Origin of the sequence: Selenomonas sp. KH1T6 (assembly GCF_900108415.1) — a bacterium.
Classification (GTDB): Bacteria; Bacillota; Negativicutes; order Selenomonadales; family Selenomonadaceae; genus Selenomonas_B; species Selenomonas_B ruminantium_A.
Genome location: NZ_FNWN01000008.1, coordinates 1 through 25,052 on the forward strand (window position 1 = coordinate 1; position 25,052 = coordinate 25,052).

Here is a 25,052-nt window from a genome sequence, read left to right on the forward strand (position 1 = left end):
CGCCTAAAATGAGTGTATCTAGCTTTATGGGCTTCCTGAAAGGGAAAAGCAGCTTAATGATATACGAAAAATGGGGGAATATGAAATATAAGTATAGAAATCGTCAGTTTTGGTGTAGGGGATATTTTGTGGATACGGTAGGCAAGGATGAGAAGAAAATAGCAACATACATACAGGAACAGCTGAAGGAGGATGAGCTATCTGAACAGTTGACGCTAAACTTTGAGGACCCGTTTACGGGTAGCAGGCAGTAAGATGCAAGGGACGGACCGTACAGGCGCTGTAAAGCGCAGCTGGCAACGGTGAGGCCTTATAGGCCGTAAAACTAAAACCCCCGGCTGTGCCGGGGGATATTTATTGTTTGCCTGCTAAGGCGTTCGGGGAACAGGCTGGGAGCGTTTCACTTGAAATTTTTCCTGCGTAAAAATTTCACACGTTCCGCTTATGCTATACCTGTGTCCCTCACTTGCAGAGTGGGCAGAGAGGGCTAAATTTTCTCTATTGCAAAAGACAATATTATGGTATAACGATGTGTTCACATCGTTGAAACGTCAATAGGAGATTTTGTCAGTCGACAAAATTTGAACAATGCGTTATAATGGCAGATAGTGAGATTTTATAGATGGAGGGTTTGCTTTGGAAACAGCTAAATATAAACGTGTGGTTCTGAAATTGTCCGGTGAGTCCTTGGCTGGTGACCAGGGCTTTGGCATCAATCCTGAAGTGGTAGAGGATATTGCCAGGCAGATCAAGGTCATCCGCGACCATGGCGTGGATGTGGCTATCGTGGTAGGAGGCGGCAATATCTGGCGCGGCCTTTCCGGCAGCGCCAAGGGCATGGACCGTGCCTCTGCTGACTATATGGGCATGCTGGCTACTGTCATGAACTCTTTGGCCCTGCAGGATGCTCTGGAGAAAATCGATGTGGACACTCGTGTCCAGACTGCCATCGAGATGCGCCAGGTGGCGGAGCCTTATATCCGCCGCAAGGCCATCCGTCACATGGAAAAGGGCCGTGTGGTCATCTTTGGTGCAGGTACGGGCAATCCTTACTTCTCCACCGATACTACTGCTGCCCTGCGGGCTGCTGAGGTAGAGGCAGACGTGATCCTCATGGCCAAGAAGGGCACTGACGGCATCTACGATTCTGACCCCAACAAGAACCCTGACGCCAAGAAGTACGACCATCTGGCTTATATCGACATCCTGAACCAGGGTCTGGCTGTGATGGACTCCACGGCTACCAGCCTGTGCATGGACAACAAGATCCAGCTGGTGGTCTTCAACATCGACGACCATGAAAACATCGCCCGTGCGGCTTTGGGCGAGGAGATTGGCACCACCGTAGGAGGGAAAGAGTAATGGCTACCGTAAAAGAAATCCTGGCAAATGAAGAAGAACGCATGAAGAAATCCCTGGAGGCTGTGAAGCGTGAGTTCGGCACCCTCCGTGCAGGCCGCGCTACTCCGTCCCTGCTGGACAAGGTCATGGTGGAGTATTATGGCACGCCTACCCCTGTGAACCAGGTGGCCAAGGTCTCAGTGCCCGAGCCTCACATGATTGTCATCCAGCCTTGGGAGAAGACCATCCTCCACGACATCGAAGTGGCTATCATGAAGTCTGACCTGGGCCTGTCTCCCAACTCTGACGGCACTGCCATCCGCCTGTCCATTCCCCAGCCCACCCAGGAACGCCGCAAGGAAATCGTCAAGACGGTGAACAAGAAGGCCGAGGAGGCCAAGGTGGCTATGCGCAATGTGCGCCGCGATGGCAACGAGGCTATCAAGAAGCTGGAGAAGGCCAAGGAAATCACCGAGGACGAGTCCAAGAAGGGGCAGGAAGATGTCCAGAAGCTGGTGGACAAGTACATCAAGCTGGTGGATTCTGCCCGGGCTGCCAAGGAAAAAGAGGTCATGGAAGTCTGATGGACTGCCAATCGCTTGTAGCCCTGCCTTGGGAGGAGGCAGAAGCTCTCCTGCAGGAGTCGGGTGTACCTTATGAACGGGAAATTACACGCCCCGTGCGTGATTTTTTCAAGACAGACGAGCAGCGTCTGTACGTCCTGCGCGTGCAAGAGCGCGGGCTGGGCATCAAAGTGACCCTGGGGGCCAAGGTAATACCTAGTGTCCAGGGACACCAAGATAAGGAGGTGTAAGATAATGGCATACAAGATCGGTGATGACTGCATTTCCTGCGGCGCTTGCGCGGCTACTTGCCCCGTGGAGGCTATCAGCGAAGGCAGCGCTCATTACGAGATCGATCCAGATAAGTGCGTCGAGTGTGGCGCCTGCGCAGCAGGCTGCCCTGTATCGGCCATCTCTGCTCCGGAATAATCGTCAAGATTAAGGAGAAGCTGGACGAAATCCTGCAGGGCAGGCCCTTCTCATTCAGAGGGGCCTGCCTTTATGCTATTTAGAGATTAAATCCAAGAGGTTCACATATATGTGGAAAAAAATATTTGGCAGCGCAGATGCCTACAAGGAAATCCCCAAGCGGGATGACCCACTTTTTGCTCCCATTGAATGGGAGAAGCTGCCCCGCCATGTGGCGGTGATCATGGACGGCAACGGCCGCTGGGCCAAGGGCCAGGGGCTTATCCGCACTGCCGGCCACAAGGCCGGGGTCAAGACCCTCAAGGGCATTCTCAGCACCGCCATCGGCCTGGGGCTGGATGCTTTGACGGTGTATGCTTTCTCTACAGAGAACTGGAAGCGCCCCACAACGGAAGTGGACTTCCTCATGAAGCTCTTTGCCGAGTACCTGGAAAAAGAGCTGCAGGAAATGCATGATGACAATGTGCGCATCCGTTTCCTGGGAAAAAAGGAAGGCATGCCCAAGAGCCTGCAGCGTCAGATGAGCGATGCCGAAAGGCTCATGGCAAACAATACAGGCATTCACTTCAATGTGGCGGCCAACTACGGCGGCCAGGACGAGCTGCTCCGGGTCATGCAGAGGGTGGCTGCCCAGGCAGCCGCCGGAAGCCTGAAGCCGGAGGAAGTGGATGCTGAGCTGGTGGAGAGCCTGCTGGACACGGCAGGGGACCCGCCAGTGGATCTCATGATCCGCACCAGCGGCGACCAGCGCCTCAGCAACTTCCTGCTGTGGCAGTCTGCCTATGCGGAGTTTTATTTTACGGACAAGAACTGGCCTGAGTTCACCCCGGCGGATTTTGTGGCGGCCATGACGGATTTTGCCCATCGGGACCGCCGCTTCGGGGGACTTAATAAGAAATAAGGAGCTGTTCATTTGTTAGTTAGAATCATCACCGGCGTCATCGGCATTGCCCTGGCGGCTTTGGTCATACAGACGGGAGGGCAGCTCTTTGCCCTGTTTGCGCTGCTGCTGGCCATCCTGGCCTGGGTGGAGTATGTGAGAGCCTTCAGGCAGAAGGGGGAGCACCTTTCCTTCCTGGTGGGCACCCTGGGCCTGGTAGGTCTTTGGGGTTGTGCCTGGCTTGGCAAGGCAGAGGTTATGGGCGCCGTCATAACCCTGGCTGTGTTGGCTATCTTTTTGGAAACTGTTCTCCTGCACGGCAAGGTCAGCTTCCCGGCGGCGGGACTGTCGGCGGCGGGCATCATGTATCTGGGGCTGCCCTTTGCCCATCTGGTTTCCCTGCGGGGGCTGGGAGCAGGTCTGCCGCCTATAGAGACATCACTGGGAGCCTTTGAGCCCGGCTGCGCTCTGGTCTGGGTCATGTTCATCGGCACCTGGTCCAGCGACAGCTTTGCCTATTTCGTGGGCTCTGCCATCGGAAAACACAAGCTCTGCCCTGCCATCAGCCCCAACAAGACCATTGAGGGGGCTATGGGGGCAGTAGTTGGTACCACCGCCATGACTGTGGCCTTGGGAGCCTTCTTCGGCCTGCCGCTGCCTCTCATGGCTCTCCTGGGTGTGCTGATTGCCATTTTCGGCACTTTGGGGGACTTGGTGGAATCCGTGGCCAAGCGCCATACGGGCATCAAGGATTCCGGCAATATCATCCCGGGACACGGCGGCATTTGGGACCGCTTTGACAGCGTGCTTTTCACTGCGCCGCTGGTGTATTTCTTTGCCCAATTTTTCGAGTTGCTCGGCCACTAGGGCGTGTTGATTAATTCACTCAGCCCATCTTCACGGGGCTTGACTGTCCCTGCTGCGTTGACAAATCCTCGACATAGCACCCGCTATGCCTCCGGTTTGTCGCCTTGCAATGGACAGCCAATCCCCGCAAATCTGTGCCAAGTTCATTTAATCAACACGCCCTAAGGAGGAGTTCTTTCATGAAGAATATAGCCATACTAGGCTCCACCGGTTCCATCGGCACCCAGACTCTGGATGTGGTGCGGGAGCATCCGGAGCTTTTCCATGTGTCCGTGCTGGCAGCCAATGCCAGCGATGAATTGCTGGAAAAACAGATAGAAGAATTCCAGCCTGAGCTGGCGGTGCTTTCCGATGAAGCTGCCTATCAGAGGCTGAAGGAGAGATACACGGGCAGGACCCAGCTGGCAGGCGGTCGTCAGGCCTTTGTTGACGCAGCAGCCTACGATGATGTGCAGACGGTGGTCACTTCCATGATGGGCTTTGCCGGTCTGGAACCCACCATGAAGGCTTTGGAAGCGAAAAAGGACATTGCTCTGGCCAACAAGGAGACTCTGGTAGTAGCCGGCGAGCTGGTGACCCGCAAGGTGAAGGAGCAGGGAGTAAGGCTCCTGCCTGTGGACAGCGAACACTGCGCTTTCTTCCAGTGCCTGCAGGGGGAGCAGAGTTCCAAGATTGAGAAGCTCTTGCTCACCTGCTCCGGCGGTCCTTTCCGCGGCAAGAAGCGGGAGGAAATTGGCAATGCCACCGTGGATCAGGTGCTGGCCCATCCCACCTGGAATATGGGCAGGAAGATCACCGTGGACTCCGCCAGCCTGGTGAACAAGGGGCTGGAGGTCATCGAGGCCAAGTGGCTCTACGATGTGGATTACGATAAGATCCAGGTAGTGGTGCACCCCCAGAGCATCATCCACTCCATGGTGCAGTTCGTGGACGGTGCGGTGATGGCACAGCTGGGCAGCACGGATATGCGGCTGCCCATCCAGTACGCCCTGACTTATCCCGAGAGGCAGCCAGCCTCCTGGCCCCGCTTGGACTTCTGGCAGATGAAGGACCTGACCTTTGCCGAGCCTGATATGGAGACCTTCAAGGGGCTGAAATTTGCCTACGAAGCCGGCAAGATTGGCGGTACCATGCCCTGCGTCTTCAACGCTGCCAATGAAGTGGCGGTGGCGGCTTTCCTGGCCGGGGATATCTACTTCCTGGATATCTACGACATCATCGAGGAAACCATGTTGAAGCGGGAAACCATCCTGGAGCCGGAGCTGGAAGAGCTCTTCGAGGAAGACCGCTGGGCCAGGGAGTTTGCCAAGGGGCTTTTGAAGAAATAAGTAATAAGAAAGCCTCCCCCGTTTACGGGGGAGGGGGACCGGCGAAGCCGGTGGAAGGGGGGCTTCGAAGCCGTATTGTTCGACCACTAGTCCCCCTTCCGTCAGCCTTCGGCTGCCACCTCCCCCGCAAGCGGGGGAGGCTGATAAAAGGACGGTGAAACAATGTTAATTACTATAGCGGCCACTATCTTCGTTTTAGGCCTGCTGGTGCTGGTGCATGAGCTGGGCCATTTCATTACGGCCAAGCTGGCGGGCATGCGGGTGGACGAATTTGCCATCGGCTTTGGGCCCAAGCTCTGCTCTTTCAAGAGGGGAGAAACGGTATATTCTATCCGCGTTGTGCCTTTGGGAGGCTTCAACGATATCGCTGGCATGAACCCAGAGGAGAATGATGCGGGGGAGCGGGGCTACTGTGAGCGTCCCGTGGGCCACAGGATGGTAGTCATTCTGGCAGGTGTCTTCATGAACTTCCTGCTGCCCATCTTTCTTTTCTTCGGCATTTTCTTCTTCTCCGGCGTTTCCACGCCTAATCCCGAGCCCATCCTGGGCACGGTGCTGGCGGACAAGCCTGCCTATGAGGCGGGGCTGAAGGACGGGGACAGGGTGCTCTCCATAAATGGCGAGGCCATTTCTACCTGGACTGAGTTCACTGAGGCTGTCCAGGCCAGTGAGGAGGGAACGCCTCTCTCCCTGACTGTGCAGCGGGGAGGCGAGGAACTGCAGGTTTCCGTTGCACCCACCTATGATGCCAGTTCCAAGCGGAATGTAGTGGGGGTTATGAGCGCCCTTGAGCACAAGGACATAGGTTTCGTTGATTCCGTGACCATGGCAGTGCAGAAGACGGGCTACCTCATGTACATGATGGTGGATGCCCTCTACAGGCTGCTGTTGGAGCTTTCCGGCAAAGACCTGGCAGGTCCCATCGGCGTGGCTCAGATGGCTGGAGAAGTGGCCCAGATGGGCATTGTGCCCCTGCTTAATTTCACGGCCTTTTTGAGCATCAACCTGGGATTGGTGAACCTTTTCCCCATTCCGGCTCTGGATGGCGGCCACTTCATCACCCTTTGCATTGAGGCAGTGAGAGGCAAGCCCCTTTCTCCCAAGGCGCTCTACTATATGCAGAGCGTGGGTGTGGGGCTCTTGATCCTCCTGATGCTCTTTGCTACGGCTAATGACATCATGCGGGTATTCGTGGGAGGCTAAGATGGTGTTTGAAAGAAAGAAAACCAGACAGATACATATAGGCAGCGTGGCCATCGGCGGCGGCGCTCCCATCTCTGTCCAGTCCATGACCAATACCAAGACGGCGGACACGGAAAGCACTGTGCAGCAAATCAAGGCCCTGACGGCTGCCGGCTGCGATATCGTGCGCCTGGCGGTGCCGGATATGGAAGCCGCCGCTAATCTGGGCAATATCATCAAAGAAGTGCAGGTGCCCCTGGTGGCGGATATCCACTTTGACTACAAGCTGGCCTTGGAGGCCATCAGGCAGGGAATTTCCGGCCTGCGCCTGAACCCCGGCAATATCGGCGGGGAGGAAAAGGTCAGGGCCGTGGTGCAGGAGGCCAAGGCCCACGGCATCCCCATCCGCATCGGGGTCAATGCCGGTTCCCTGGACAAGAAAATCCTGGCCAAATACGGAGACAAGGTCACGCCTGAAGGCCTGGTGGAGTCCGCCCTGCAACATGTGCGCATCCTGGAGGAGCAGGGCTTCTACGATATGAAGATCTCCCTGAAGGCCCACGATGTGCCCATGACTCTGGCCGCTTACCGGCTCATGAGCGAGAAGGTGGATTATCCCCTGCATTTGGGCATCACTGAGGCTGGCACCCCCAACACGGGCATCATCAAGTCTGCTGTGGGCATCGGGGCCCTTTTGGCTGAGGGCATCGGCGACACCTTCCGCATTTCCCTCACCGGGGACCCGGTGGTGGAAGTGAAGGTGGCCAATGAGATTCTGAAGGCACTGGGGCTGAAGGAATACGGGCCTACTTTGGTGGCCTGCCCCACCTGCGGCCGCACCAGCATCGATCTGCCCGCCATTGCAGAGCAGGTGGAAAAGAAGCTGGAGGGCATGGCAGAACCCATCGAGGTAGCCGTCATGGGCTGCGTGGTGAACGGTCCCGGGGAGGCCCGTGGCGCCGATGTGGGCATTGCGGGAGGCAAGGGCGAAGGCTTGGTCTTCCGCAAGGGGGAAATCGTCAGGAAGGTCCCCGAAGAACAATTAGTCACTGAGCTTTTCAAGGAAATAGATGCAATACTGGAGGAACGGAAAAAGAAATGAGAGCAAGCAATTTATACGCACCCACCCTGCGCAACACTCCTGCCGAGGCTGAGATTGTCAGCCACCAGCTTATGTACAGAGCTGGACTCATGAGAAAGTCTGCCGGCGGCATGTACAACTTCCTGCCTTTGGGCTGGCGCACCATCCGCAAGATCGAGGGGATCATCCGTGAGGAAATGGACGCTGCCGGCGGCCAGGAAATCATGATGCCCATCCTGCAGCCCTCTGAGCTCTGGGAAGAGAGCGGTCGCTGGGCAGCCTATGGCGCTGAGATGATGCGCATGAAGGACCGCCATGGCCGTGAGTTCTGCATGGGGCCCACCCATGAGGAAATGATCACCGCCCTGGTGAGGGATGAGGTGCGCTCCTACAAGCAGCTGCCTGTCATGCTCTACCAGATTCAGGACAAGTTCCGGGACGAGCGCCGTCCCCGCTTCGGCCTCATGCGCAGCCGTGAGTTTATCATGAAGGACCTCTATTCCTTTGACAAGGATGTGGAGGGCATGAACGAGTCCTACCAGAAGATGTACGATGCCTACAGTCGCATCTTCACCCGTTGCGGCCTGGAGTTCCGTCCCGTGGAGGCGGACAACGGCGCCATCGGCGGCGGCCATTCCCACGAGTTCACCGTGCTGGCTGAGGCCGGTGAGTCCAGCATTGCCTGCTGCACCAAGTGCGAATACGCTGCCAGCGACGAGAAGGCAGAGCTGAAGGCCATCGTGGCTGAGCAGGAAGAGATGCTGCCCCTGGAGAAGGTGGCCACCCCTGGCACCAACACCATCGAAAAGCTGGCTGATTTCCTGAATGTGCCCACGGCCAAGACCATCAAGGCCATTGCCTACCAGACTGACAAGGGCGAGCTGGTGCTGGCCTTTGTGCGCGGCGACCACGAGGTCAATGAGGTGAAGCTCATCAACCTTATCGAGGATGCACAGGAGCTCAACATGGCCGAGGATGAGGCCATCAACGCTGCAGGCGGCTGCCCGGGCTTCATGAGCCCCATCGGCATCAAGGAGGGCATCAAGGTCATCGTTGACCATACGGTCATGCACATGTACAACGCTGTCACCGGCGCCAATGAGGTGGATGCCCACTACAAGAACGTGACTCCGGAGCGTGACTTCAACAAGGAGGCTATCACCGTGGCAGATATCCGCATGGTGGCAGAGGGAGATGCCTGCCCCAAGTGCGGTGCACCCCTCACCATGAGCCGCGGCATCGAGGCCGGCCAGGTCTTCACCCTGGGCACCAAGTACAGCGAGGCCATGGGGGCCACCTTCCTGGATGAAGCAGGCAAGGAGCAGCCCCTGGTCATGGGCTGCTACGGCATCGGCGTAGGCCGCACCATGGCCGCCGCCATCGAGCAGCACAACGACGAGGACGGCATCATCTGGCCCCGTGCCATTGCTCCCTTCGAGGCAGTGGTGGCCGTGGTCAATGCCAAGAAGGATGACCAGCTGCAGTACGGCGAGGAAATCTACGCCGAGCTGAAGCAGGAGGGCATCGACGTCCTGCTGGATGACCGCAAGGAGCGGGCAGGCGTGAAGTTCAAGGACTGCGATCTCATCGGCTACCCCCTGCGTGTCACCATCGGCCCCAAGGCCGTGGAAGAGGGCGTGATTGAGCTGAAGATACGCAAGACCGGCGAGGTCATCACCTGCAGCAGGGAGGAGTATCTGGAGAAAGTCAGGGAGATACTCAAGACCCTCTAAAAACAAATAAAAGCAAAGCTCAGAAGCTGGGAAGGTATCCCGTTTCTGAGCTTTTGTTTTGCCCCACTTGAAACTTTTCTATTTTTAGGGAGGAAATAATGCTCTTGTTGTGGAATATTATTTCAAAAGCTGTACCTTTTGAGATAATTCCTGCGGCACAGTTGGTGTGCAGTGATTTCATACCGTTTGAGAGGGTGAAGACTATGGCTATAAAAATCAGACTCTTATCCAAGTTGAAATCCGCATATGCATTTCTGAACATGACTGGGAATGCGCACCCTCAGAAAATGCATCCTATCCTTCACCAATTGACGGAGGCCAGAGACCTCTGCCAGCAGGGGCTGACGGAGAGCAACTATGCCAGGTATGGGGAAGTGTATGATGGCCTTATCATGGCTATGAAGCAGATTCTCTCAGGGAAGGCTGGGGATGATGCAAAAGAGATAATATCTCTTTGTAAGGATCTGCTTCAGCACATCGTGTCGGAAACCAGCAAGGAAGAGAAGTTCAAGAAAGAAATGGTTTTCCTGCCCTACAAATATTCCATGTGGGACAGCCTGGAGAGCGTGTGGCGGGCTGCTTATGAGGATAAGGACAACTGCATAACCTATGTGATCCCGATTCCATACGCTGACAGGAACCCGGATGGCACTGCCAAAGAGTGGCTTTGTGAGAGGGAGTTCTTTCCGGCAGATATTCCTACGCTGGCTTGGCAGGAAGTGGACTTGAAGGCCATGCATCCGGAGGCAATCTTCTTCCATTACCCTTATGATAATTGTAATTCTGCCACATCTGTGGACTCAGCATATTATTCCTTCAATTTGAGAGAGCACACAGACCTGCTGGTCTATGTGCCTTATTTTGTGGTAGGACGCCGCTGGCCGGAGCAGCATACGGATCTTTCTGCTTACAAGTACATGGATTTCATGGTAGTGCAGCAGGAGCATATGCAGATTGCGCCCATGCGCTTCTCTGAGATCAAGGAGAATGAGGAACCGTATCTGGAGGACTTCCTGCCTGCAGAGAAAATACTGGCCCTGGGCTCTCCGAAGATAGATAAGATTTACTATTGCGAGAAACATCCTGAGGTACCGCAGGAATGGCTGGATTATATCGGAGGGCGCAAGGTTATTTTCTACAATACAAGCATCACCGGCATCCTGCAGCATGGGGATAAGTTCCTGAGGAAAATGCGCTATGTTTTCGGCACTTTTCAGAATCACAGGGAAGTATGCCTTATCTGGCGTCCTCATCCGCTGATTGAGCCCAGCCTGCATTCTGTCAGGCCGGAGCTTTATGAGGAATATATGGAGCTGAAAAAGCTTTATCTGGAATATGATATCGGTATCCTGGACACCACGCCGGACCTGGAGATGACCATGGCTGTATCCGATGCCTATTTGGGGGAGGCTACCTCCTCGGTGGTGAGCCTCTTTGGCTATGCGGGCAAGCCTGTTTTCTTTGCAGGAGATTACTTGCTGTGGTATGAGCCCACTATGGAGGAAAAAACTTCGCTCCAGATTGGCGCTCATATCATAGATGAAGATATGAAACGAAGTTATTTTCTGGCTCCCCTTTACAACAGGTTCTGCCGCATGGACTGGCAGACGGGAGAGATTGAGTGCCTGCTGGATTTTGGTTCCAGGCCCGATGACCGCAATTATTGCACTTTCCTGCGGGATGAAGATGACAGGAAATTCTACTTCTCCCCTGGCAGTGCCAAGAGCATCTGCATTTATGATGAAAGCACGGGGGAGAAAAAACTTATCCCCTATGAGAATCCTTTGGAGGCTGGCAACTTCGGCGGCGTCCTGAAATACGAGCATTACCTGTATTTCCTGCCCAACCGCTATCCTGCCATGATAAGGCTGGATGAAAAGACTGGGGAGCTGGAATATTACCGTGAATGCTGGGAGGAAATCCTGCCCACGGTGACGGGGGAGCATATGGAACTTTCCGGCGGGGTGGCCTGGCTGAAATACCCGAACCTGGTTTATATTGCAGCACTGCAGTCCAACAAGGTCATGACCTTTGATATGGCGACGGGTGAATACCATTGGCAGCATGTAGGCCCGGAGGACACTGACTGCGCAGCCATAGTGGAAGAAAGCTATGGTTCAGGCATCTTCTGGCTGTTCCCCTGGCGGAAAATGAAAATTCGCCGTTGGGACACCCATACGGGGGCGGTGGAGGTGCTGGATGAGGGAGATTATCCAGCAGGTTATGAGTGCCAGGTGGACTGGTGGAATTTTGAAGACCAGTACAAGTTCTCCTGTATAGTGCGCCTGGATGGCTTTATCTATCTCTTGCCCTGCTACGGCAATATGGCTATGCGGCTGGATATGGCTCAAAAGAAACTTGAGGAAGTTGACCTGCACCTGCCTGTGAGGTGGGAGGAGCGCAAGGCCAATTATTTCCGCCAGCAATCGCCTATTACCAGTGCAGGATGCTCATTGACTACCTTTTTCCGTCCCTGGGAAGAGGATCTGCCGGAACGCGCGCTCCAGCTGACCTTTGACAACAGGCTGCTCTGGTATGATTTCCACAACTTTACCTATAAGGAGCAGCCCTGCCGTCTCACAGCGGAGCAGGTGCAGGACTGGACTCCTGCCATGGCGGATTCCTTTGACCGGGTAGGAAAGGATATTCCCTACGCCACCAGCGAGCACCGCGCCCTGCGCTCTGTTAGCCAGTTTATCGATTACGTGGCAAGGGGGAAACATGACAGGGAAAAACAGCGTGAAGCCTGGTCGGAACTGGCCAGGAATATCGATGGAACCTGTGGAGAGAAGATCAAGGCCGAAGTTCTGGGGAGGCTGGGATGATGGAAAAGACCAGGCTTGAAGCGACTGCCGGATTTGGTCTGAATCCGACAAATGGCTGTCTGGAACGAGGCCACCCGAAGCTTATGGCAACAGAGGGCTTTTATCTGGCAGCCGAGGGAAGCAGGCTGCAATTGCAGGACAGCTGCTATCGCTACGCAGTGGCCTGCTACAGCCTGGAACTGCCAGAAAAATACATCCACACCTACGATTATGCTCCCGAACAGCTTTGGGGAACCTACGAAAGTGAGTCCTTGCAGTCAGGTTTTCAGGAGGGGGATTATACCTTTGGCAGACGCTGCTATTTCAGGTTTTGCTTGCGGCGGGTGGATGGTGAGGCAATTACCAGCGCAGAGGCAGAGAGCTTGGCATATATCCTGACCTGCAGCGCAATGGCTCAGAGACGTGAGCCAAAGATCTTCGCAGAGGAAGTCCGGCAGGTGGCAGACAAGGTCCAGAGACTGCGCCAGTCCGATGATCTGGTGCTGGCCCTGTTGACTGATACCCATGCCACGGTGAATGGCACCTGGCAGGATACGGCAGCCAATCTGCAGGCCTTGCAGGAAAAAGTCCATTTCGAGGGCATTGTCCATTTGGGAGACATGACCGATGGCACAGTTTCCAGGGCAATGACCAGTTTCTATGTTTCGTCCATGCTGGAGGATATGCAGAAACTGGCGGTGCCTGTGCATATTGTGCTGGGGAATCATGATGCCAACTATTTCCACGGCAATCCGGAGGTCATGCCGCTTCATGAGCAGGCGGGGCTTTATCAGGTCGGGGCTGCCAGGTGGAAGCAGGAGGCAGACAGGACTTATTACTATGTGGATTACCCACAGCAGTGCCTGCGCTGCCTGTATTTGAGCGCCTATGACAACGAGGCGCGTCCCCGCTATGGTTTTGACCTTACTCAGATTGCCTGGGTGAGGGAGACCCTGGCTGCTGTGCCGGAAAGCTGGAGGGTGCTGGTCTTTGCCCATGACGCCCCCCTGCCGGAACTGGATCCCTGGTCGGAGGAAATACGCAATGGCCGCCTGATGATGCAGGCGCTGGAAGACTGCAAGGCACAGCTGCTGGCTTACATCCACGGCCACGCCCATGCGGACTTTGTCTATCACCACAAGGGCAGGAAGGAATTCCCCATTATCGCTCTGGGCTGTGCCAAGTGTGAGGATATGGCAGAGCGCAAGGTGGAGGGAAGTTTCACCCCTGCCAGAGTTTTGGGGGAGGTCACGCAGGAACTTTGGGATATCCTGCTTATAAAGAAGAGTGGCAAGCTGCATTTCATCCGGTTTGGTGCAGGCCATGACCGAAGTGTCTGAACGAGTACAAGGGAGGGCAACAGATGAAGAAGGTTATCACCTATGGCTCCTTCGATCTTTTCCATAAAGGGCATTATCGCCTGCTGAAGCGTGCCAAGGCTTTGGGGGACTACCTGATTGTGGGGGTGACTACAGAGCATTTTGATGAGGAGCGCGGCAAGCTGAATCTCATCGACCCCATCCTGAAGCGCATAGAGAATGTCAAGGCTACAGGCTTTGCCGATGAGATCATCGTGGAAGACCATGTGGGGCAGAAGGTAGAGGATATCCAAAAATACCAGGCTGATGTCTTTACCGTGGGCTCCGACTGGACAGGGCATTTTGACTATCTGAAGGAATACTGCGATGTCATCTACCTGCCCCGCACGGAAGGTGTTTCCAGCACCATGCTCAGGGAGCGGGCTTATGAGCTGGTGCATATGGGAATCATGGGCAGCGGCCGCATTGCCGGACGCTTTGTGCCCGAGTCCCGCTTTGTCAGCGGCCTGTCCATAGACGGGGTATTCAATCCACGCATCAAGAGTGCTGAGCGTTTCGCCGAGGCGCACAAGCTGGATTTCTTCACTGATGATATAGAGGAGTTTTACAGCAAGGTCAACGCGGTAAATATCGCTGCTCCCCATGCCTGGCATTATGTCTATGCCAAGAGTGCCCTGGAGCATGGCCTCCATGTCCTCTGCGAAAAGCCCCTGGCTCTCACCAGGGCCCAGGCGGAGGAACTTTATGCCCTGGCCAAAGCGAAGAAGCTGGTGCTCATGGAGGCCATCAAGACTGCCCACGCCCCTGGTTTTATCCGCCTGCTCAGCACGGTGAAGAGCGGTACCATCGGTGAGGTGCGCGATGTAGAGGCTTGCTTCACCCGCCTGACCCCGGATGGGCTGAGAGAGCTTACGGATGTTGAATGTGGCGGCAGTTTCACGGAGTTTGGCAGCTATGCCTTGCTCCCCATCCTGAAGATCTTGGGGCTAAATTACGAGAGTGTGGACTTCAAGATGTTTTTGGCAGAAAATGGCCTGGATGTCTATGCCAAGGCGTATTTCACCTATCCAAAGGCTATTGCCACTGCCAAGACGGGCTTGAAGGTGAAGTCCGAGGGGCAGCTCTTGATCTCCGGGACCAAGGGCTATATCCTGGTGCCTTCCCCCTGGTGGCTCACCCATGAGTTTGAGGTATGCTATGAGGACAGAGAGCAGAACCAGAAGATTTCCACCCGCTTCCTGGGAGGCGGTCTGCGTTATGAGCTCAGCGACTTCATCTCGACTATCAACGGCTATGGCAAGAGCGAGTTCAAGTTGACGGCTGCCGAAAGCATTGCCATGGCAGATATCATGGAGAAATTCCTGGCAGCCAGGAAACGGCTGGTGGAGGCAAGATGAAAAAGACTAAGATTTGGGCCCACCGGGGCGCTTCCGGCTGGGACAAGCAATACGCCCCCGAAAACACTATGCCTGCCTTTGAGCGAGCGGTGCAGATGGGGGCGGACGGCATCGAGACAGATGTACAGCTGACGAAGGACGGAGTGCTGGTGCTCTGCCATGATGAGAGCATAGACCGGGTCAGCGACGGCACAGGCTGGATCAAGGATTATACACTCGCTGAGCTAAGAGGCTTTTCTTTTAGCAAAGTTCATCCGGAATACGGCAAGGTGGAAATCCCCACCTTGGAGGATCTGCTTTACTTGCTGCAGGATACTGATTTGGAACTGAATCTTGAGCTCAAAAGCAGTGTGCTCTATTATGAGGGGCTGGAAGAGAAGACCGCCGATCTGGTACACAAGATGGGCTTCGATGAAAGGGTCATCTATTCTTCCTTCAGCCACTATTCTGTGAAGAAAGCCATGGCTTATTGCCATGAAAAACATTACCATAGCTGCTTCGGCATCCTGACAGGCGTCCCCATCGGCCATGCTCCGGACTATGTGAAAGCCCTAGGTGCCGATGCCTACCACCCCCCGGCAGCCAGCCTTCAGGAATGGGAAATCCAAGCTTGCCATGCCCAGGGCCTCAAAGTCCATCTCTGGACGGTAGACATGAAAAGCGAGATCAAGCGCTGGAGTGACCTTGGGGCAGACGCCATCATCACCGACTGCCCCGACAGCGGCAGGCGGGTGGTGGACGGAGACATGAGCTGGTGGCGTGGGTGAGTTTCCCTAAAAGAAAAACTCCCGCCGAAGCGGGAGTGGGAGAAAGCCTTAGCAGGAAAGGGAAATGCCGTTTTCCTTGGCAATGGAGCGAACCTTCTCAACGGTCAGCTCATTGTCCTCTGCAATGTCTTCCAGTACCTGGGCATCAATGGGAAGGCTTCGGCGGATGTATCTGGAGAGTGTTTTGACAACAGTTGTTAATTGCCTTTTCTCGCTGCCTTTCTTAATACCTCTGTTCTCTATCGCGTCTAATACTTCACACATATTGCTTCCACTCCTTTTAACGTAGTTCTGAGCCTCTTCAAATCTGTTATCATCGGTCACAACGCTCATCAGCTGCAGTACTTCATGCACATGCTCCATTGTGTCCTTGGAAGGCTGGTAATTCTGATTCTTTCTCATTTGCACGAAGTAGTCGGCCACAATGCGGAAGTCGCTTTTGAACATGGACACCTGTTCATCTGACAGCCAGGCAATCTCAAAGATGTTGATCTTGTAGTCACTGACAAAGGGTTTTAGTTCTTCTGGGACGGTGATACTGTCTAACAAGTGCCGGTTCTTATTCCAATGATGTTCATACCCAAAGTACAGGACAAGGGTTACCACAGGATACCGCTCCTTGGGGTATTACTTCAGTATAAAAGCCTCTGCCGAAATCCATAAAGGGGCGGCCGGCACTGACAGAAATTCCCTCTTTGATGATTTTGTCGGCACTGAAAATATCGGTGCCATGGTATAGTCTCATGGAGTATTGTTCCTTTAGTGAAATATTCTTACAGTTATTCTAGCATATGAGATGGCGATGTCAACAGAAAGCTCCCGGTAGCAGTAGTGCCGGGAGTTTTTAGTGGGCGGTAAGCGGTGCATGCAGTGTCTTCATGAAATTGGTAGCACTTCGTTGCAACCAACTGGTAAAGTATGGCGAAAGTATGTAAAAAGCCCACCGGGGCTGGTGGGCTAAAAGTAGATTACCAGTTGGCTTGAACTGCAGCTTGAGCTTCAAGTTCAGACATGGAGTATTGTTTGATTAACTGCTCAATAACTTTAGATTTTTCAATAGAAAGATCTTTTAACGTTTTTATTAACGTAAGAATAGCATTCTGACGTTCTTCTTCGCGGACTGCTTCTCGCTCTTCTTCAATTTTCATTTGGTAAGTCATATAATCCGCCTTCTTTCGTTCATCTTGCTTAAGTTTGTCTATTAAATCCTTGACCTTGTCAACCCAGACGTCCTTTACAGGGAGACCTTCGACGAATGCAAGGAAGTTCTTCACTTCCGGGGATACGTCATCAAGTGTTCCCTGGGTGCAGAGGAACACTTTGGAAGTGCCGTCGTCCAACAGAATACTGGTGTCCTCTTGGCACGTATTCTTGAATGTGAAAAGGTGGTGTTTTTTGTCGAAAAGGGCGAAGGGACAAATGAAGATGATGATGGACTTCTTGAGCTTGTGGTATTTGACACCTACCTGCAGGGCACCGAAGTCGATGACTGATTGGTAGTAGCGGGTACGTCGTCCAAAGTAGGCCTCAGAGTATTTCCGAATCTGCATTTCTACATCATATACCGTGTTTTCATCATCTTCCACGTAGACATCCAGCCGTATGCCATTGCTCTCGTAGCTGTTCTTCATGGCGTGTTCTGTCTTGGGGTCCATGAGTTTGCGGATTTTGATGCCCAGTATCATCTCCAACAGGTGCTTGCAAATACGCTTGTGACTCATGACCAGCTTGAACATATAGTCATCAGCAATGGTCAGGTCTTCCCACTCTTTGTGTTCGTAAGATAGCACAGGTGTCATGGGCGTTTCCGAAACGCTGACCTGTGGTGTCTTGGATGACGGTTTATCTTTCCTCATTGTGAGGTTCCTCCGGTAAGGTGATTCGATAGGAATTTTCTTACTATTATTTTAGCAAATAGCAATCTAAAGTCAAGACGCTTTGCAGGAGTAGGGAAGGACTGATGCTATCAAGCCGGAGAGTGTTAAGAGGTATGGCCTGAGGGATGACCTCCCGGTGCCAAGTAGGTGCTGGGAGTTTTTTAGTGGGCGGGAAGTGGTGTTCGCGGTGGTTTCACGAAGAATTGGCAGAAAAAAGAAGGAAATAGCGACAGAAGGGAGAATAGATACACTAATATGATTCATAATCCATATTATAATAATGGAAAGAGGTTGTAAGGGATGGGGAATGGGCAGCAGCAGGCGTATCATATGACACCTCGGGAGTTGAAGCGGCTTCAGGAGATTCAGATGGAGCTTATTGCTGAGGTGGACAGGATATGCAAGAAGTGCGGTATCCGCTACAACATGGTAGGCGGTACCATGCTGGGGGCCATTCGGCATAAGGGCTACATTCCCTGGGATGATGATGCGGACATTGGCTTCCTGCGCTCAGAGTATGAGAAATTCCGCGAGGCTTGCAAGACGGAGCTGAATCACGAGAAGTACTACATGCAGGACCTGCGGGATACTCCAGGCTACCGCTGGGGCTATGGGAAACTGCGCAGGAAAGATACCACTTTCCTGAGGCTGAATCAGGAGCACATGCCCTATGGGCAGGGCATTGCCATTGATCTGATGCCCTTTGACAATGTCCCGGATGGAAGCCTGGCACGCTGGCTTCATTTCCTGACCTGCTTTGCCTATCGCAAGATTCTCTGGTCAGAGGTTGGGAAGCTTACTGAGAAAAATACTTTCAAGAGAATCCTTTACAAACTTGCAAACCTGATACCGCGGCAGACTGTAGTGGCGAGTTTCGATTCCTTCATCAAAAGCTGCCAGAGGAATCCCAACACGGAGCTGGTGCGTATACTAACTTTCCCTACCCCGAAAGGAGAGGGCTTCTTTGGTTATAGAAGAGTCTGGTACGAGGATTTGGCAGAATATGATTTTGCCCATCTGAGGTTGCCAGGGGCCAGGGATTATGACGGTTATCTGAAGGTGAAGTACAGAGATTATATGAAACTTCCTCCGGAGGATAAGAGAAAGGTGCATCCTGTTTCAAAATTGACATTGCTGCCAGAGCAGGAAGGAGCGTCAGAAAATGGCAAAGAGGTATAAAATCGGCTACACCGATGGAGTTTATGACCTTTTCCATACCGGCCATCTGAACATGATAGAGACGGCCAAGAGCCAGTGCGAGCATCTTATCGTGGGTGTGCATGGCGATGATGTGGTGGAGGGCTACAAGCACCGCCGTCCCATTATCAATGAGGAGGGGCGCCGTCGCATCATCGAGTCCGTGGCCGAGGTGGATGAGGCTGTCATTACCCGCTTCCGGGATAAGATGAAGCTTTGGGAGCTGTACCATTTTGATGTGATCTTCATCGGGGATGACTGGAAGGGCACTGAGCGTTGGAACAGGTTTGAGAAAGAACTGGCCAAGATAGGTGTTGATGTGGTCTATGTGCCATATACCAAGGGCATCTCTACCACGGAGATTCGCGAGCGCATCATGCTGGGGGATCGCAAGAAAATCGCCATCACCATGGGTGACCCTGCCGGCATTGGGGCGGAAATCACTGTGAAGGCGCTGGCAAGGGAGGATGTTTATCGCCAGTGCATACCCATAGTCATCGGAGACCGGGCAGCCCTTGAGGATGCGCTGGATTTCTGCAATTTGAAGCTGAAGCTGAACGAAATCAAGGAACCCAAGGAGGCTGCAGGGCGGCTGGGGACCATAGATTTCATTAATCTGGGGCTGCTACAGCCCCATGGCTGGGAGTACAAGAAGAACTCTGCCCTTTGTGGCGATGCTTCTTTCCAATATGTCATCAAGGGCATTGAACTGGCCAAGGCCAAGCAGGTGGATGCTGTGGCTACGGCACCTATCAACAAGGAGTCCCTGCACATGGGCGGGCACAAGTACAGCGGCCATACGGAGATTTTTGCCGAGTACACCGATACGCCGAAATATGCCATGTTGCTGGCTAGCGGCCTTCGCAGTGACCGCAAGCTATGCGTGATTCATGTCTCTACCCATGTTTCTCTGCGGGAGGCTTGTGATCGGGTGAAGAAGGAGCGGGTGGTAGAGGTCATCAAGCTGGCTGATAAGGGCATGAAGCTCTTGGGCTTCGAGAATCCCCGCATTGCCGTGGCAGGGCTGAACCCGCACTGCTCGGAAGATGGTCTTTTCGGGCATGAGGAGGCTGATGAGATCATACCGGCTATCGAGGCAGCGAAGGAGCAGGGCTTTGATGTGTACGGCCCTGTGCCTCCTGACACGGTTTTCGTCAAGAGCATGGGAGGCGAGTCGGATATAGTGGTGGCCATGTACCATGACCAGGGGCATATCCCCCTAAAGCTTTGTGGCTTTGCCATGAACCCTGTCACCAAGCAGTACACTTCCATGAGCGGCATCAATTGCACCATCGGCCTGCCGGTCATCCGCACCTCTGTAGATCATGGCACTGCCTATGGCAAGGCAGGGGAAGGCAGGGCCAACGAGGAGAGCATGCTGGATGCCATCTATGCGGCAGTGACTATTGCCAATAACTGGAAGAAGTATGGAGGTAGCATATAAAAAGCCCCCGCCGCAGCGGGAGCGATAGGGATTCTTCTTAAGCCATGTTGTGCAGAGTATCGTTTCGAGAGAGCAGATACATGCAGTACTGGTTCATGCTGATGCCTTCACGCTTTGCGTGTTCGGCAAGTGCTTTATGCAGGGCTTTGGGAATGCGAAGTTTAAATTGTCCGGAGTACTTGCTGGCCTCATTATTGACAGGTTCTGGAATCTCAACTCCGTCCTCTATGGCCGCCAAGAGCCAGGTTTTCTTTGCATCTTCGGCATTTCGTGCAACGCTATCCAAAGTTTCCCCACAGGTAATGCATCCGGGAAGTTCCGGGTATCTGGCACCGTATCCGCCTTCCTCATCATCAGGAATGATTTCCAGACGGTAGGGCAGGGAGAGATAATATTCAATCGTCTTTGTCTGCTTCATCTTGTTCAATCCTTTCTATAGCTTCCTTTACCAAAAGAATGTAGACTTTCTTTATTGGCTCGTGGGTTGGTATGGTAATAGGATCGTATCCTTTTTTGCGAAAGGTAGCATGACTGCTGCCTCCGCTTGGAAATTTGAATGTATAGCCAAATGATTGTAGGACTTTCTTTACTTCATCGAAGCGCAAATCTTTGTCGAGCTGCTTGATCCTCTGCAGGAGTTTTTCAAATTTGGACATGGTGTCATCTCCTTATGAGGATATTATAACGTGGTGTTATATGTGGTGTCAATCAACGTGGTACATTTTGCGATCAAAAAAATGAAGGCAGGCTGCTAAACTGGCATAAATATGGGGGCTGTGTATGATATGAGCTATGAGATATTGAACAGGCTGATGGATTCCTGGCAGGATTTGCGTGAAATCGTAGTCTATGGGTTTGGCAAGGTAGCCCAGCGGAATATTGACAAGATAGCCAGAGATTTTTCTGTGAAGTGCATAGTGGATAATGATCCGAGGTATGTAGATGGTGGGAGTTATCAGGGGATAGCTATCCAAAACATGCAGAGGGCAAAGGAAGATCTGAAAACTCATAAGGTCATAGTCTGTACCAGTTCCCTGGCCTATGCCAGCATACAGAAGGATCTGCAGTCCTTGGGCCTGAAGGAATTCGAGGATTATTGCCGTCTGGAGGACTTTATGCCTGAGTGGTATTGGAAAAACCGCCGGGAGGTGGTTATCTCGCAGATGTCATCTTCCATAACCTCTAGATGCACCTTGAACTGTCAGCACTGCAATGTATTTATGCCTTATTATAAGGAGCATTATGATACTACCGTAGAGGAAATCATGCGGGATATGGAGCTGTTGTTTGAGCGGGTGGATTATCTTACCAGCTATTTTGTTTTCGGTGGGGAGCCACTGCTGAATAAGAATCTGCCGGAAATGCTCACGGAGATTTACGATAAGTATCATGACCGTATAGGCTATATGCAGATTATTACCAATGGTACGGTAATGCCTAGCAGTGAATTGCTGGAGGCCTGCAAGGCTTGTAAGGTAAAAATTCGCCTTAGTGACTACACGCGCCAGGTGCCATATGACAAGAAACTGGCAGAGGTGAAAGAGACTTTGGATAAGTCTGGTGTGGATTGGTCGATGGGGGTCTATGATACCTGGCTTTCCTTGGAGTTCCCTGCGGTGAAGAAGTCCATTGCCAATAATCCTGAGGATGCGAAAAGGCATATGCTGGCCTGCTCACAGGGGTGTCATATGGTAGGTGACGGCAGGCTGTACTACTGCGGTGCTTTGTGCAATGCCCAGAGATGCGGTCTTTGGCAGGTTCGTGAAGGTGATTATGTAGATCTGCAAAAGTCAGAGGGGAGTTTGGAGCAGGACAAGCTGCGAGTGCTTAGATACTGCTTGGGAGATGTAGACCAGAAGTATATCAGTCTTTGCAATGTGTGTTGGGGTGCTGGGGCGGATAATCCTCATGAGGTTACAGCTGGGGTTCAAATGGAACGTCGATGAAATAGTGGGGAATATGATTCCGTTTCACATGAAGGAATGATATGGAAGTACTTGGGAGGCGTTGTTCTTGAATATAATTAATGGTTTTCATAAATTCTACTCATTATTGCAAGATGACATGTCAAAGAGAATATATACTTCTCGTATTATGTATTCCATAAGTGATGATAAAAAATGGATTAAAAAGATTGTAGAAGAATTATCAGAGGGTGAATATCTTTACGGCTTACCTAAGGGGAAAGCAGATTATATTTTTGGCTGTGGAACTTATGGATTTTTAACATATAAGTATTTTGATAACGAATGGTGTGGCTTTGTGGATAATAATCATTTGAAATATCCAAATGGACTGTTTGGATTAGATGTAATAAGTCCTGTGGAATTGCCTAAAAATGCAAGAGTTTTTTTGTGTGTTAAATATCATGAAAAAGAGATAATGGAACAGTTGCTAGGGGTAGGCATAACGAAGGAAAATATAATTAATATTGGAAAGATGTTACAAGATATAGCAAATAGACAATATTTTGATTTGCCATATTTGCAGTGTGAAAGTAGAGAAAGTTTTGCAGACTGTGGAGCTTTGAATGGTGATACTGCAATCGAGTTTGCGAAATGGTGTGGCGGTAATTACGAGCATATTTATTGTTTTGAGCCAGACAAATATAATGCTGAAATATGCAAAAAAAGACTACAAACCATGCAGGGGAAGTATACTGTTATTCCCAAAGCTGTTTATGATGTAGAGGGAACTATAGAATTTTCGGTGTGCAAAAATGGAAATTCGAATATAGTAGCCGAGCAGGATAAAAATCGTGATTATACATCTTTCCAAGAGATTGGAAACCATATTCGCAGTGTAGGAGAGAAGATGCAAGTTGAAACTGCATCTTTGGATAGCGAACTGGCAGGTAAACGAGTTACTTTTATTAAGATGGATGTAGAAGGAGCAGAGTTGAAAGCGTTAATGGGGGCGAAGCAAATTATAAGAGAGCAAAAGCCAAAACTTGCAATTTCTCTGTATCACTCTGCAGAGGATATTTATACAATCCCAAGCTATTTAATGGATCTTAGACAGGATTATAAATATTATTTAAGGCACTATTCTTTGTTTGATACTGAGACGGTATTATATGCGATATGAGATTTGTCACTGCGTGAGATAATCTCAGCGTGGAGGATAAAAAGGAAATGAATAAAATACGTGAAGATATTTCCAAGTGGCCGTTGGAAAAGAGAGTGGACTTTCTGAAGCAGGCGTTCAAGAAAAAGATGGGGTATGAACTTAATCTGGAGAATCCTCGTACTTTCTCGGAGAAAATCCAGTGGATAAAGCTCTTTTATCGTGACCCGCAGATGTCAAGGTGTGCAGATAAGGTTACCTTTAAGGATTATATTAAGGAAAAGCTGGGACGAGATGACCTCACGGCAGAGCTCTATATGGTTTGGGAGTCTCCAGAGGAGGTTGACCTCAGCAAAATACCGGACAGGTGTGTTATCAAGTCAAACTGCTCCAGTGATGGCTGGAATATCAAGCTGGTGCCAGATAAGAGCAAGGTTGATTTGAAAGCATTGGAAGCAGAAATCAAGGAAAGCTGGTTTGACAGGCTGGCACTGCATACCAACTCCTTTGCCAATTATTATTATGCAGTGAAGCCAAAGGTATATGTGGAGGAATATCTGGCGGACTTTGCTGCTAGTGCAGATGACTATGATGTGCTTTGTTTCCATGGAGAGCCAAAAGTAATTTGCGTCAAGACCAATCATTTTGATAACGGTAAGAATCTGTTGGATTATCCGTATACTTTTTATACCACTGAGTGGGAGAGAATGAATGTCAAGTATGCCATAAATCCTACTCTGGAGGAAGTGAAGAGGCCGGCTCATCTGGAAGAGATGCTGGAGATAAGCAGGACACTATCAAAGGATTTTCCCTTTGTTAGAGTGGATTTCTATGAGCACGATTGCAAGCTGCGGATAGCGGAATTTAGCTTTGCTCCTTATGCGGGAATGGTGCATTATGAGCCGGAGGAGTTTGATTTAAGGATGGGGACCTGGCTGAATGTAAATAATAATTTAGATGGAAAGTTTGTTATAAAAGAAAAGTGATGAAAATGGCATCGATGAATTTAACAAAGAATTTTGAATTGGAGAAGAATAACTATCATATAATTTTTGAATACACGCCTTCCATTCGCTTATAATACAGTGGAGAAGAGTTAAAAAATAATAGCCACATGGATTACTAAAATAATATGATAATTCTCATTTCTATGAAGGAATGTTTTGTACTTGAAATTAAACAGCTTGCTAAGACAGAAAAAGCTCCCGCAAAGCGGGAGAAGAGGAGCTTGCAGGAAAGGGGAAGAGATGTTTAGCTGTTGATTAAGTTTGAAACAGTTGTTTGTGAAATTCCTAAAATGGTAGCGATTTCTTTTTGTTTATATCCATCTTTGTATAGCCTTTTTACTTCGGGCATAAGGTCTGTTTTTTTAGCTGGCTTTGAGTACTCGGTGGCGATTTGTGTTACTCCAAATTGATTTGCTTGAATTGTAACGGAGTATGTTTTATTGTCTTTTTCACCTGACAAAATTGCAATGCCTTTTGCTTCATCGGTTGATGTTTTGAGATTTTGCAATTCGAGTCTAGTGGATACATCCATGGCCAGTTGAGCAAGATTATGGTGTGGAATTTGAGAATCAATGGTAGTCAAATTAGACATCTGTATTCCTCCTTAAATATAGATATTAATAATATTAGCAATATTATATTAACACACTGTGTTAATATTGTCAACAATAAAAGGTTTTTTTACACGTTCGTTTTATAAAAGTCTCAAAAGGCTTGAGTTTCCGAGATTACTTTCAAAAGAATATTGTCACTCAAAAGGTAATCCATTA

The 25,052-nt window shown here is 51.3% G+C and carries 26 protein-coding genes; 20 read left to right on the top strand and 6 right to left on the bottom strand.

From position 1 onward, the window contains the following. From tnpA to BLW59_RS06965, 11 genes are all read left to right on the top strand, one after another. Positions 1-254 (top strand): IS200/IS605 family transposase (gene tnpA / locus BLW59_RS06915; RefSeq protein ID WP_139283581.1); only part of this gene is annotated, 254 nt, incomplete at its 5' end. Between the two features lie 382 nt (positions 255-636). Next, positions 637-1,362, top strand: coding sequence for a UMP kinase (pyrH, locus tag BLW59_RS06920; protein WP_029544439.1), 726 nt, complete (start codon positions 637-639; stop codon positions 1,360-1,362). Then, the gene (gene frr, locus BLW59_RS06925) at positions 1,362-1,925 is read left to right on the top strand and encodes a ribosome recycling factor (RefSeq protein WP_029544437.1); all 564 of its coding nucleotides are present in this window, start codon (positions 1,362-1,364) and stop codon (positions 1,923-1,925) included. Before pyrH ends, frr begins: the two co-directional genes overlap by 1 nt. Beyond that, positions 1,925-2,155: a hypothetical protein gene (locus BLW59_RS06930; protein WP_074697196.1), complete on the top strand. Its 231-nt coding sequence runs from the start codon at positions 1,925-1,927 to the stop codon at positions 2,153-2,155. The genes frr and BLW59_RS06930 overlap by 1 nt, the downstream gene beginning before the upstream one ends. A 4-nt stretch (positions 2,156-2,159) precedes the next feature. Continuing rightward, positions 2,160-2,333 (top strand): DUF362 domain-containing protein, encoded by a 174-nt coding sequence (locus BLW59_RS06935; protein ID WP_029544434.1) that lies wholly within the window; start codon positions 2,160-2,162, stop codon positions 2,331-2,333. A 109-nt stretch (positions 2,334-2,442) separates the two neighbouring features. Further along, positions 2,443-3,234: an isoprenyl transferase gene (locus BLW59_RS06940; protein WP_074697197.1), complete on the top strand. Its 792-nt coding sequence runs from the start codon at positions 2,443-2,445 to the stop codon at positions 3,232-3,234. Between the two features lie 12 nt (positions 3,235-3,246). Further along, on the top strand, positions 3,247-4,080 hold the full coding sequence (locus BLW59_RS06945) for a phosphatidate cytidylyltransferase (protein WP_074697198.1): 834 nt from the start codon (positions 3,247-3,249) through the stop codon (positions 4,078-4,080). 179 nt (positions 4,081-4,259) lie between these two features. Continuing rightward, entirely contained in the window at positions 4,260-5,408 is a 1,149-nt protein-coding gene (locus BLW59_RS06950; protein WP_074697199.1) for a 1-deoxy-D-xylulose-5-phosphate reductoisomerase, read from the top strand. 162 nt (positions 5,409-5,570) lie between these two features. Next, a complete protein-coding gene (rseP, locus tag BLW59_RS06955) occupies positions 5,571-6,611 on the top strand; it encodes an RIP metalloprotease RseP (RefSeq protein ID WP_074697200.1) in 1,041 nt (346 codons plus the stop codon). Between the two features lies 1 nt (position 6,612). Then, complete coding sequence (ispG, locus tag BLW59_RS06960) at positions 6,613-7,692, top strand: flavodoxin-dependent (E)-4-hydroxy-3-methylbut-2-enyl-diphosphate synthase (RefSeq protein WP_029544426.1); 1,080 nt, start codon at positions 6,613-6,615, stop codon at positions 7,690-7,692. Beyond that, entirely contained in the window at positions 7,689-9,404 is a 1,716-nt protein-coding gene (locus BLW59_RS06965; protein ID WP_074697201.1) for a proline--tRNA ligase, read from the top strand. The genes ispG and BLW59_RS06965 overlap by 4 nt, the downstream gene beginning before the upstream one ends. 19 nt (positions 9,405-9,423) lie before the next feature. Here BLW59_RS06965 and BLW59_RS17330 read toward each other — a convergent pair whose 3' ends face one another. Continuing rightward, positions 9,424-9,666, bottom strand: coding sequence for a hypothetical protein (locus tag BLW59_RS17330; RefSeq protein ID WP_139283582.1), 243 nt, complete (start codon positions 9,664-9,666; stop codon positions 9,424-9,426). Between BLW59_RS17330 and BLW59_RS06970 the strand changes: the two genes are divergently transcribed. From BLW59_RS06970 to BLW59_RS06985, 4 genes are read left to right on the top strand one after another with little or no spacing between them, the layout of a single operon-like run. Beyond that, positions 9,665-12,229 carry a hypothetical protein gene (locus BLW59_RS06970; RefSeq protein WP_175463374.1) on the top strand — a complete coding sequence of 855 codons (2,565 nt, stop codon included), beginning with the start codon at positions 9,665-9,667 and terminating at the stop codon, positions 12,227-12,229. The genes BLW59_RS17330 and BLW59_RS06970 overlap by 2 nt on opposite strands. Further along, entirely contained in the window at positions 12,229-13,548 is a 1,320-nt protein-coding gene (locus tag BLW59_RS06975) for a metallophosphoesterase family protein (RefSeq protein WP_074697203.1), read from the top strand. The genes BLW59_RS06970 and BLW59_RS06975 overlap by 1 nt, the downstream gene beginning before the upstream one ends. 23 nt (positions 13,549-13,571) lie before the next feature. Beyond that, the gene (locus BLW59_RS06980; protein ID WP_074697204.1) at positions 13,572-14,924 is read left to right on the top strand and encodes a Gfo/Idh/MocA family oxidoreductase; all 1,353 of its coding nucleotides are present in this window, start codon (positions 13,572-13,574) and stop codon (positions 14,922-14,924) included. Further along, positions 14,921-15,691: a glycerophosphodiester phosphodiesterase gene (locus tag BLW59_RS06985; RefSeq protein WP_074697205.1), complete on the top strand. Its 771-nt coding sequence runs from the start codon at positions 14,921-14,923 to the stop codon at positions 15,689-15,691. Before BLW59_RS06980 ends, BLW59_RS06985 begins: the two co-directional genes overlap by 4 nt. A gap of 48 nt (positions 15,692-15,739) precedes the next feature. Here the strand turns inward: BLW59_RS06985 and BLW59_RS06990 are convergent, their stop codons facing one another. Further along, on the bottom strand, positions 15,740-16,297 hold the full coding sequence (locus BLW59_RS06990) for a hypothetical protein (RefSeq protein WP_081348428.1): 558 nt from the start codon (positions 16,295-16,297) through the stop codon (positions 15,740-15,742). Positions 16,298-16,659: 362 nt separating this feature from the next. Next, positions 16,660-17,547 carry an Rpn family recombination-promoting nuclease/putative transposase gene (locus tag BLW59_RS07000; protein WP_081348429.1) on the bottom strand — a complete coding sequence of 296 codons (888 nt, stop codon included), beginning with the start codon at positions 17,545-17,547 and terminating at the stop codon, positions 16,660-16,662. A gap of 321 nt (positions 17,548-17,868) precedes the next feature. On the opposite strand from BLW59_RS07000, the gene BLW59_RS07005 reads away from it, so the two are divergent. Together BLW59_RS07005 and pdxA are read left to right on the top strand one after the other, a co-directional pair. Then, positions 17,869-18,747, top strand: coding sequence for a LicD family protein (locus BLW59_RS07005; RefSeq protein WP_081348430.1), 879 nt, complete (start codon positions 17,869-17,871; stop codon positions 18,745-18,747). Continuing rightward, the gene (gene pdxA, locus BLW59_RS07015; protein WP_081348431.1) at positions 18,731-20,209 is read left to right on the top strand and encodes a 4-hydroxythreonine-4-phosphate dehydrogenase PdxA; all 1,479 of its coding nucleotides are present in this window, start codon (positions 18,731-18,733) and stop codon (positions 20,207-20,209) included. Before BLW59_RS07005 ends, pdxA begins: the two co-directional genes overlap by 17 nt. Before the next feature lie 37 nt (positions 20,210-20,246). Here the strand turns inward: pdxA and BLW59_RS07020 are convergent, their stop codons facing one another. After that, positions 20,247-20,627, bottom strand: coding sequence for a toxin-antitoxin system HicB family antitoxin (locus tag BLW59_RS07020; RefSeq protein WP_074697207.1), 381 nt, complete (start codon positions 20,625-20,627; stop codon positions 20,247-20,249). Next, positions 20,605-20,865 (bottom strand): type II toxin-antitoxin system HicA family toxin, encoded by a 261-nt coding sequence (locus BLW59_RS07025; protein WP_074697208.1) that lies wholly within the window; start codon positions 20,863-20,865, stop codon positions 20,605-20,607. Before BLW59_RS07025 ends, BLW59_RS07020 begins: the two co-directional genes overlap by 23 nt. A gap of 129 nt (positions 20,866-20,994) precedes the next feature. On the opposite strand from BLW59_RS07025, the gene BLW59_RS07030 reads away from it, so the two are divergent. The 3 genes from BLW59_RS07030 (at position 20,995) to BLW59_RS07040 (ending at position 24,261) form a co-directional block, all read left to right on the top strand. Then, positions 20,995-22,155, top strand: a complete 1,161-nt coding sequence (locus BLW59_RS07030; RefSeq protein WP_175463375.1) for a radical SAM protein — start codon at positions 20,995-20,997, stop codon at positions 22,153-22,155. Positions 22,156-22,222: 67 nt separating this feature from the next. Then, positions 22,223-23,296 carry an FkbM family methyltransferase gene (locus BLW59_RS07035; protein WP_074697210.1) on the top strand — a complete coding sequence of 358 codons (1,074 nt, stop codon included), beginning with the start codon at positions 22,223-22,225 and terminating at the stop codon, positions 23,294-23,296. A 47-nt stretch (positions 23,297-23,343) separates the two neighbouring features. After that, a complete protein-coding gene (locus BLW59_RS07040) occupies positions 23,344-24,261 on the top strand; it encodes an ATP-grasp fold amidoligase family protein (RefSeq protein ID WP_074697211.1) in 918 nt (305 codons plus the stop codon). A 265-nt stretch (positions 24,262-24,526) separates the two neighbouring features. Here the strand turns inward: BLW59_RS07040 and BLW59_RS07045 are convergent, their stop codons facing one another. Continuing rightward, positions 24,527-24,874: a helix-turn-helix domain-containing protein gene (locus tag BLW59_RS07045; protein ID WP_074697212.1), complete on the bottom strand. Its 348-nt coding sequence runs from the start codon at positions 24,872-24,874 to the stop codon at positions 24,527-24,529. Positions 24,875-25,052 lie beyond the last annotated feature (178 nt).

What these genes read in the sequence shown, in the direction of transcription:
- BLW59_RS06975 (WP_074697203.1), top strand. Translation starts at nt 12,229, where the DNA reads ATGGAAAAGACCAGGCTTGAAGCGACTGCCGGATTTGGTCTGAATCCG.
- BLW59_RS07025 (WP_074697208.1), bottom strand. Translation starts at nt 20,865, where the DNA reads ATGTCCAAATTTGAAAAACTCCTGCAGAGGATCAAGCAGCTCGACAAA.
- BLW59_RS07045 (WP_074697212.1), bottom strand. Translation starts at nt 24,874, where the DNA reads ATGTCTAATTTGACTACCATTGATTCTCAAATTCCACACCATAATCTT.
- BLW59_RS06965 (WP_074697201.1), top strand. Translation starts at nt 7,689, where the DNA reads ATGAGAGCAAGCAATTTATACGCACCCACCCTGCGCAACACTCCTGCC.
- BLW59_RS07005 (WP_081348430.1), top strand. Translation starts at nt 17,869, where the DNA reads ATGGGGAATGGGCAGCAGCAGGCGTATCATATGACACCTCGGGAGTTG.
- BLW59_RS06930 (WP_074697196.1), top strand. Translation starts at nt 1,925, where the DNA reads ATGGACTGCCAATCGCTTGTAGCCCTGCCTTGGGAGGAGGCAGAAGCT.
- BLW59_RS06950 (WP_074697199.1), top strand. Translation starts at nt 4,260, where the DNA reads ATGAAGAATATAGCCATACTAGGCTCCACCGGTTCCATCGGCACCCAG.
- ispG (WP_029544426.1), top strand. Translation starts at nt 6,613, where the DNA reads ATGGTGTTTGAAAGAAAGAAAACCAGACAGATACATATAGGCAGCGTG.
- BLW59_RS07000 (WP_081348429.1), bottom strand. Translation starts at nt 17,547, where the DNA reads ATGAGGAAAGATAAACCGTCATCCAAGACACCACAGGTCAGCGTTTCG.
- BLW59_RS06970 (WP_175463374.1), top strand. Translation starts at nt 9,665, where the DNA reads ATGACTGGGAATGCGCACCCTCAGAAAATGCATCCTATCCTTCACCAA.
- BLW59_RS06980 (WP_074697204.1), top strand. Translation starts at nt 13,572, where the DNA reads ATGAAGAAGGTTATCACCTATGGCTCCTTCGATCTTTTCCATAAAGGG.
- BLW59_RS17330 (WP_139283582.1), bottom strand. Translation starts at nt 9,666, where the DNA reads ATGTTCAGAAATGCATATGCGGATTTCAACTTGGATAAGAGTCTGATT.
- BLW59_RS07020 (WP_074697207.1), bottom strand. Translation starts at nt 20,627, where the DNA reads ATGAAGCAGACAAAGACGATTGAATATTATCTCTCCCTGCCCTACCGT.
- frr (WP_029544437.1), top strand. Translation starts at nt 1,362, where the DNA reads ATGGCTACCGTAAAAGAAATCCTGGCAAATGAAGAAGAACGCATGAAG.
- rseP (WP_074697200.1), top strand. Translation starts at nt 5,571, where the DNA reads ATGTTAATTACTATAGCGGCCACTATCTTCGTTTTAGGCCTGCTGGTG.
- BLW59_RS06985 (WP_074697205.1), top strand. Translation starts at nt 14,921, where the DNA reads ATGAAAAAGACTAAGATTTGGGCCCACCGGGGCGCTTCCGGCTGGGAC.
- BLW59_RS07030 (WP_175463375.1), top strand. Translation starts at nt 20,995, where the DNA reads ATGAGCTATGAGATATTGAACAGGCTGATGGATTCCTGGCAGGATTTG.
- pdxA (WP_081348431.1), top strand. Translation starts at nt 18,731, where the DNA reads ATGGCAAAGAGGTATAAAATCGGCTACACCGATGGAGTTTATGACCTT.
- BLW59_RS06940 (WP_074697197.1), top strand. Translation starts at nt 2,443, where the DNA reads ATGTGGAAAAAAATATTTGGCAGCGCAGATGCCTACAAGGAAATCCCC.
- BLW59_RS07040 (WP_074697211.1), top strand. Translation starts at nt 23,344, where the DNA reads ATGAATAAAATACGTGAAGATATTTCCAAGTGGCCGTTGGAAAAGAGA.
- BLW59_RS06935 (WP_029544434.1), top strand. Translation starts at nt 2,160, where the DNA reads ATGGCATACAAGATCGGTGATGACTGCATTTCCTGCGGCGCTTGCGCG.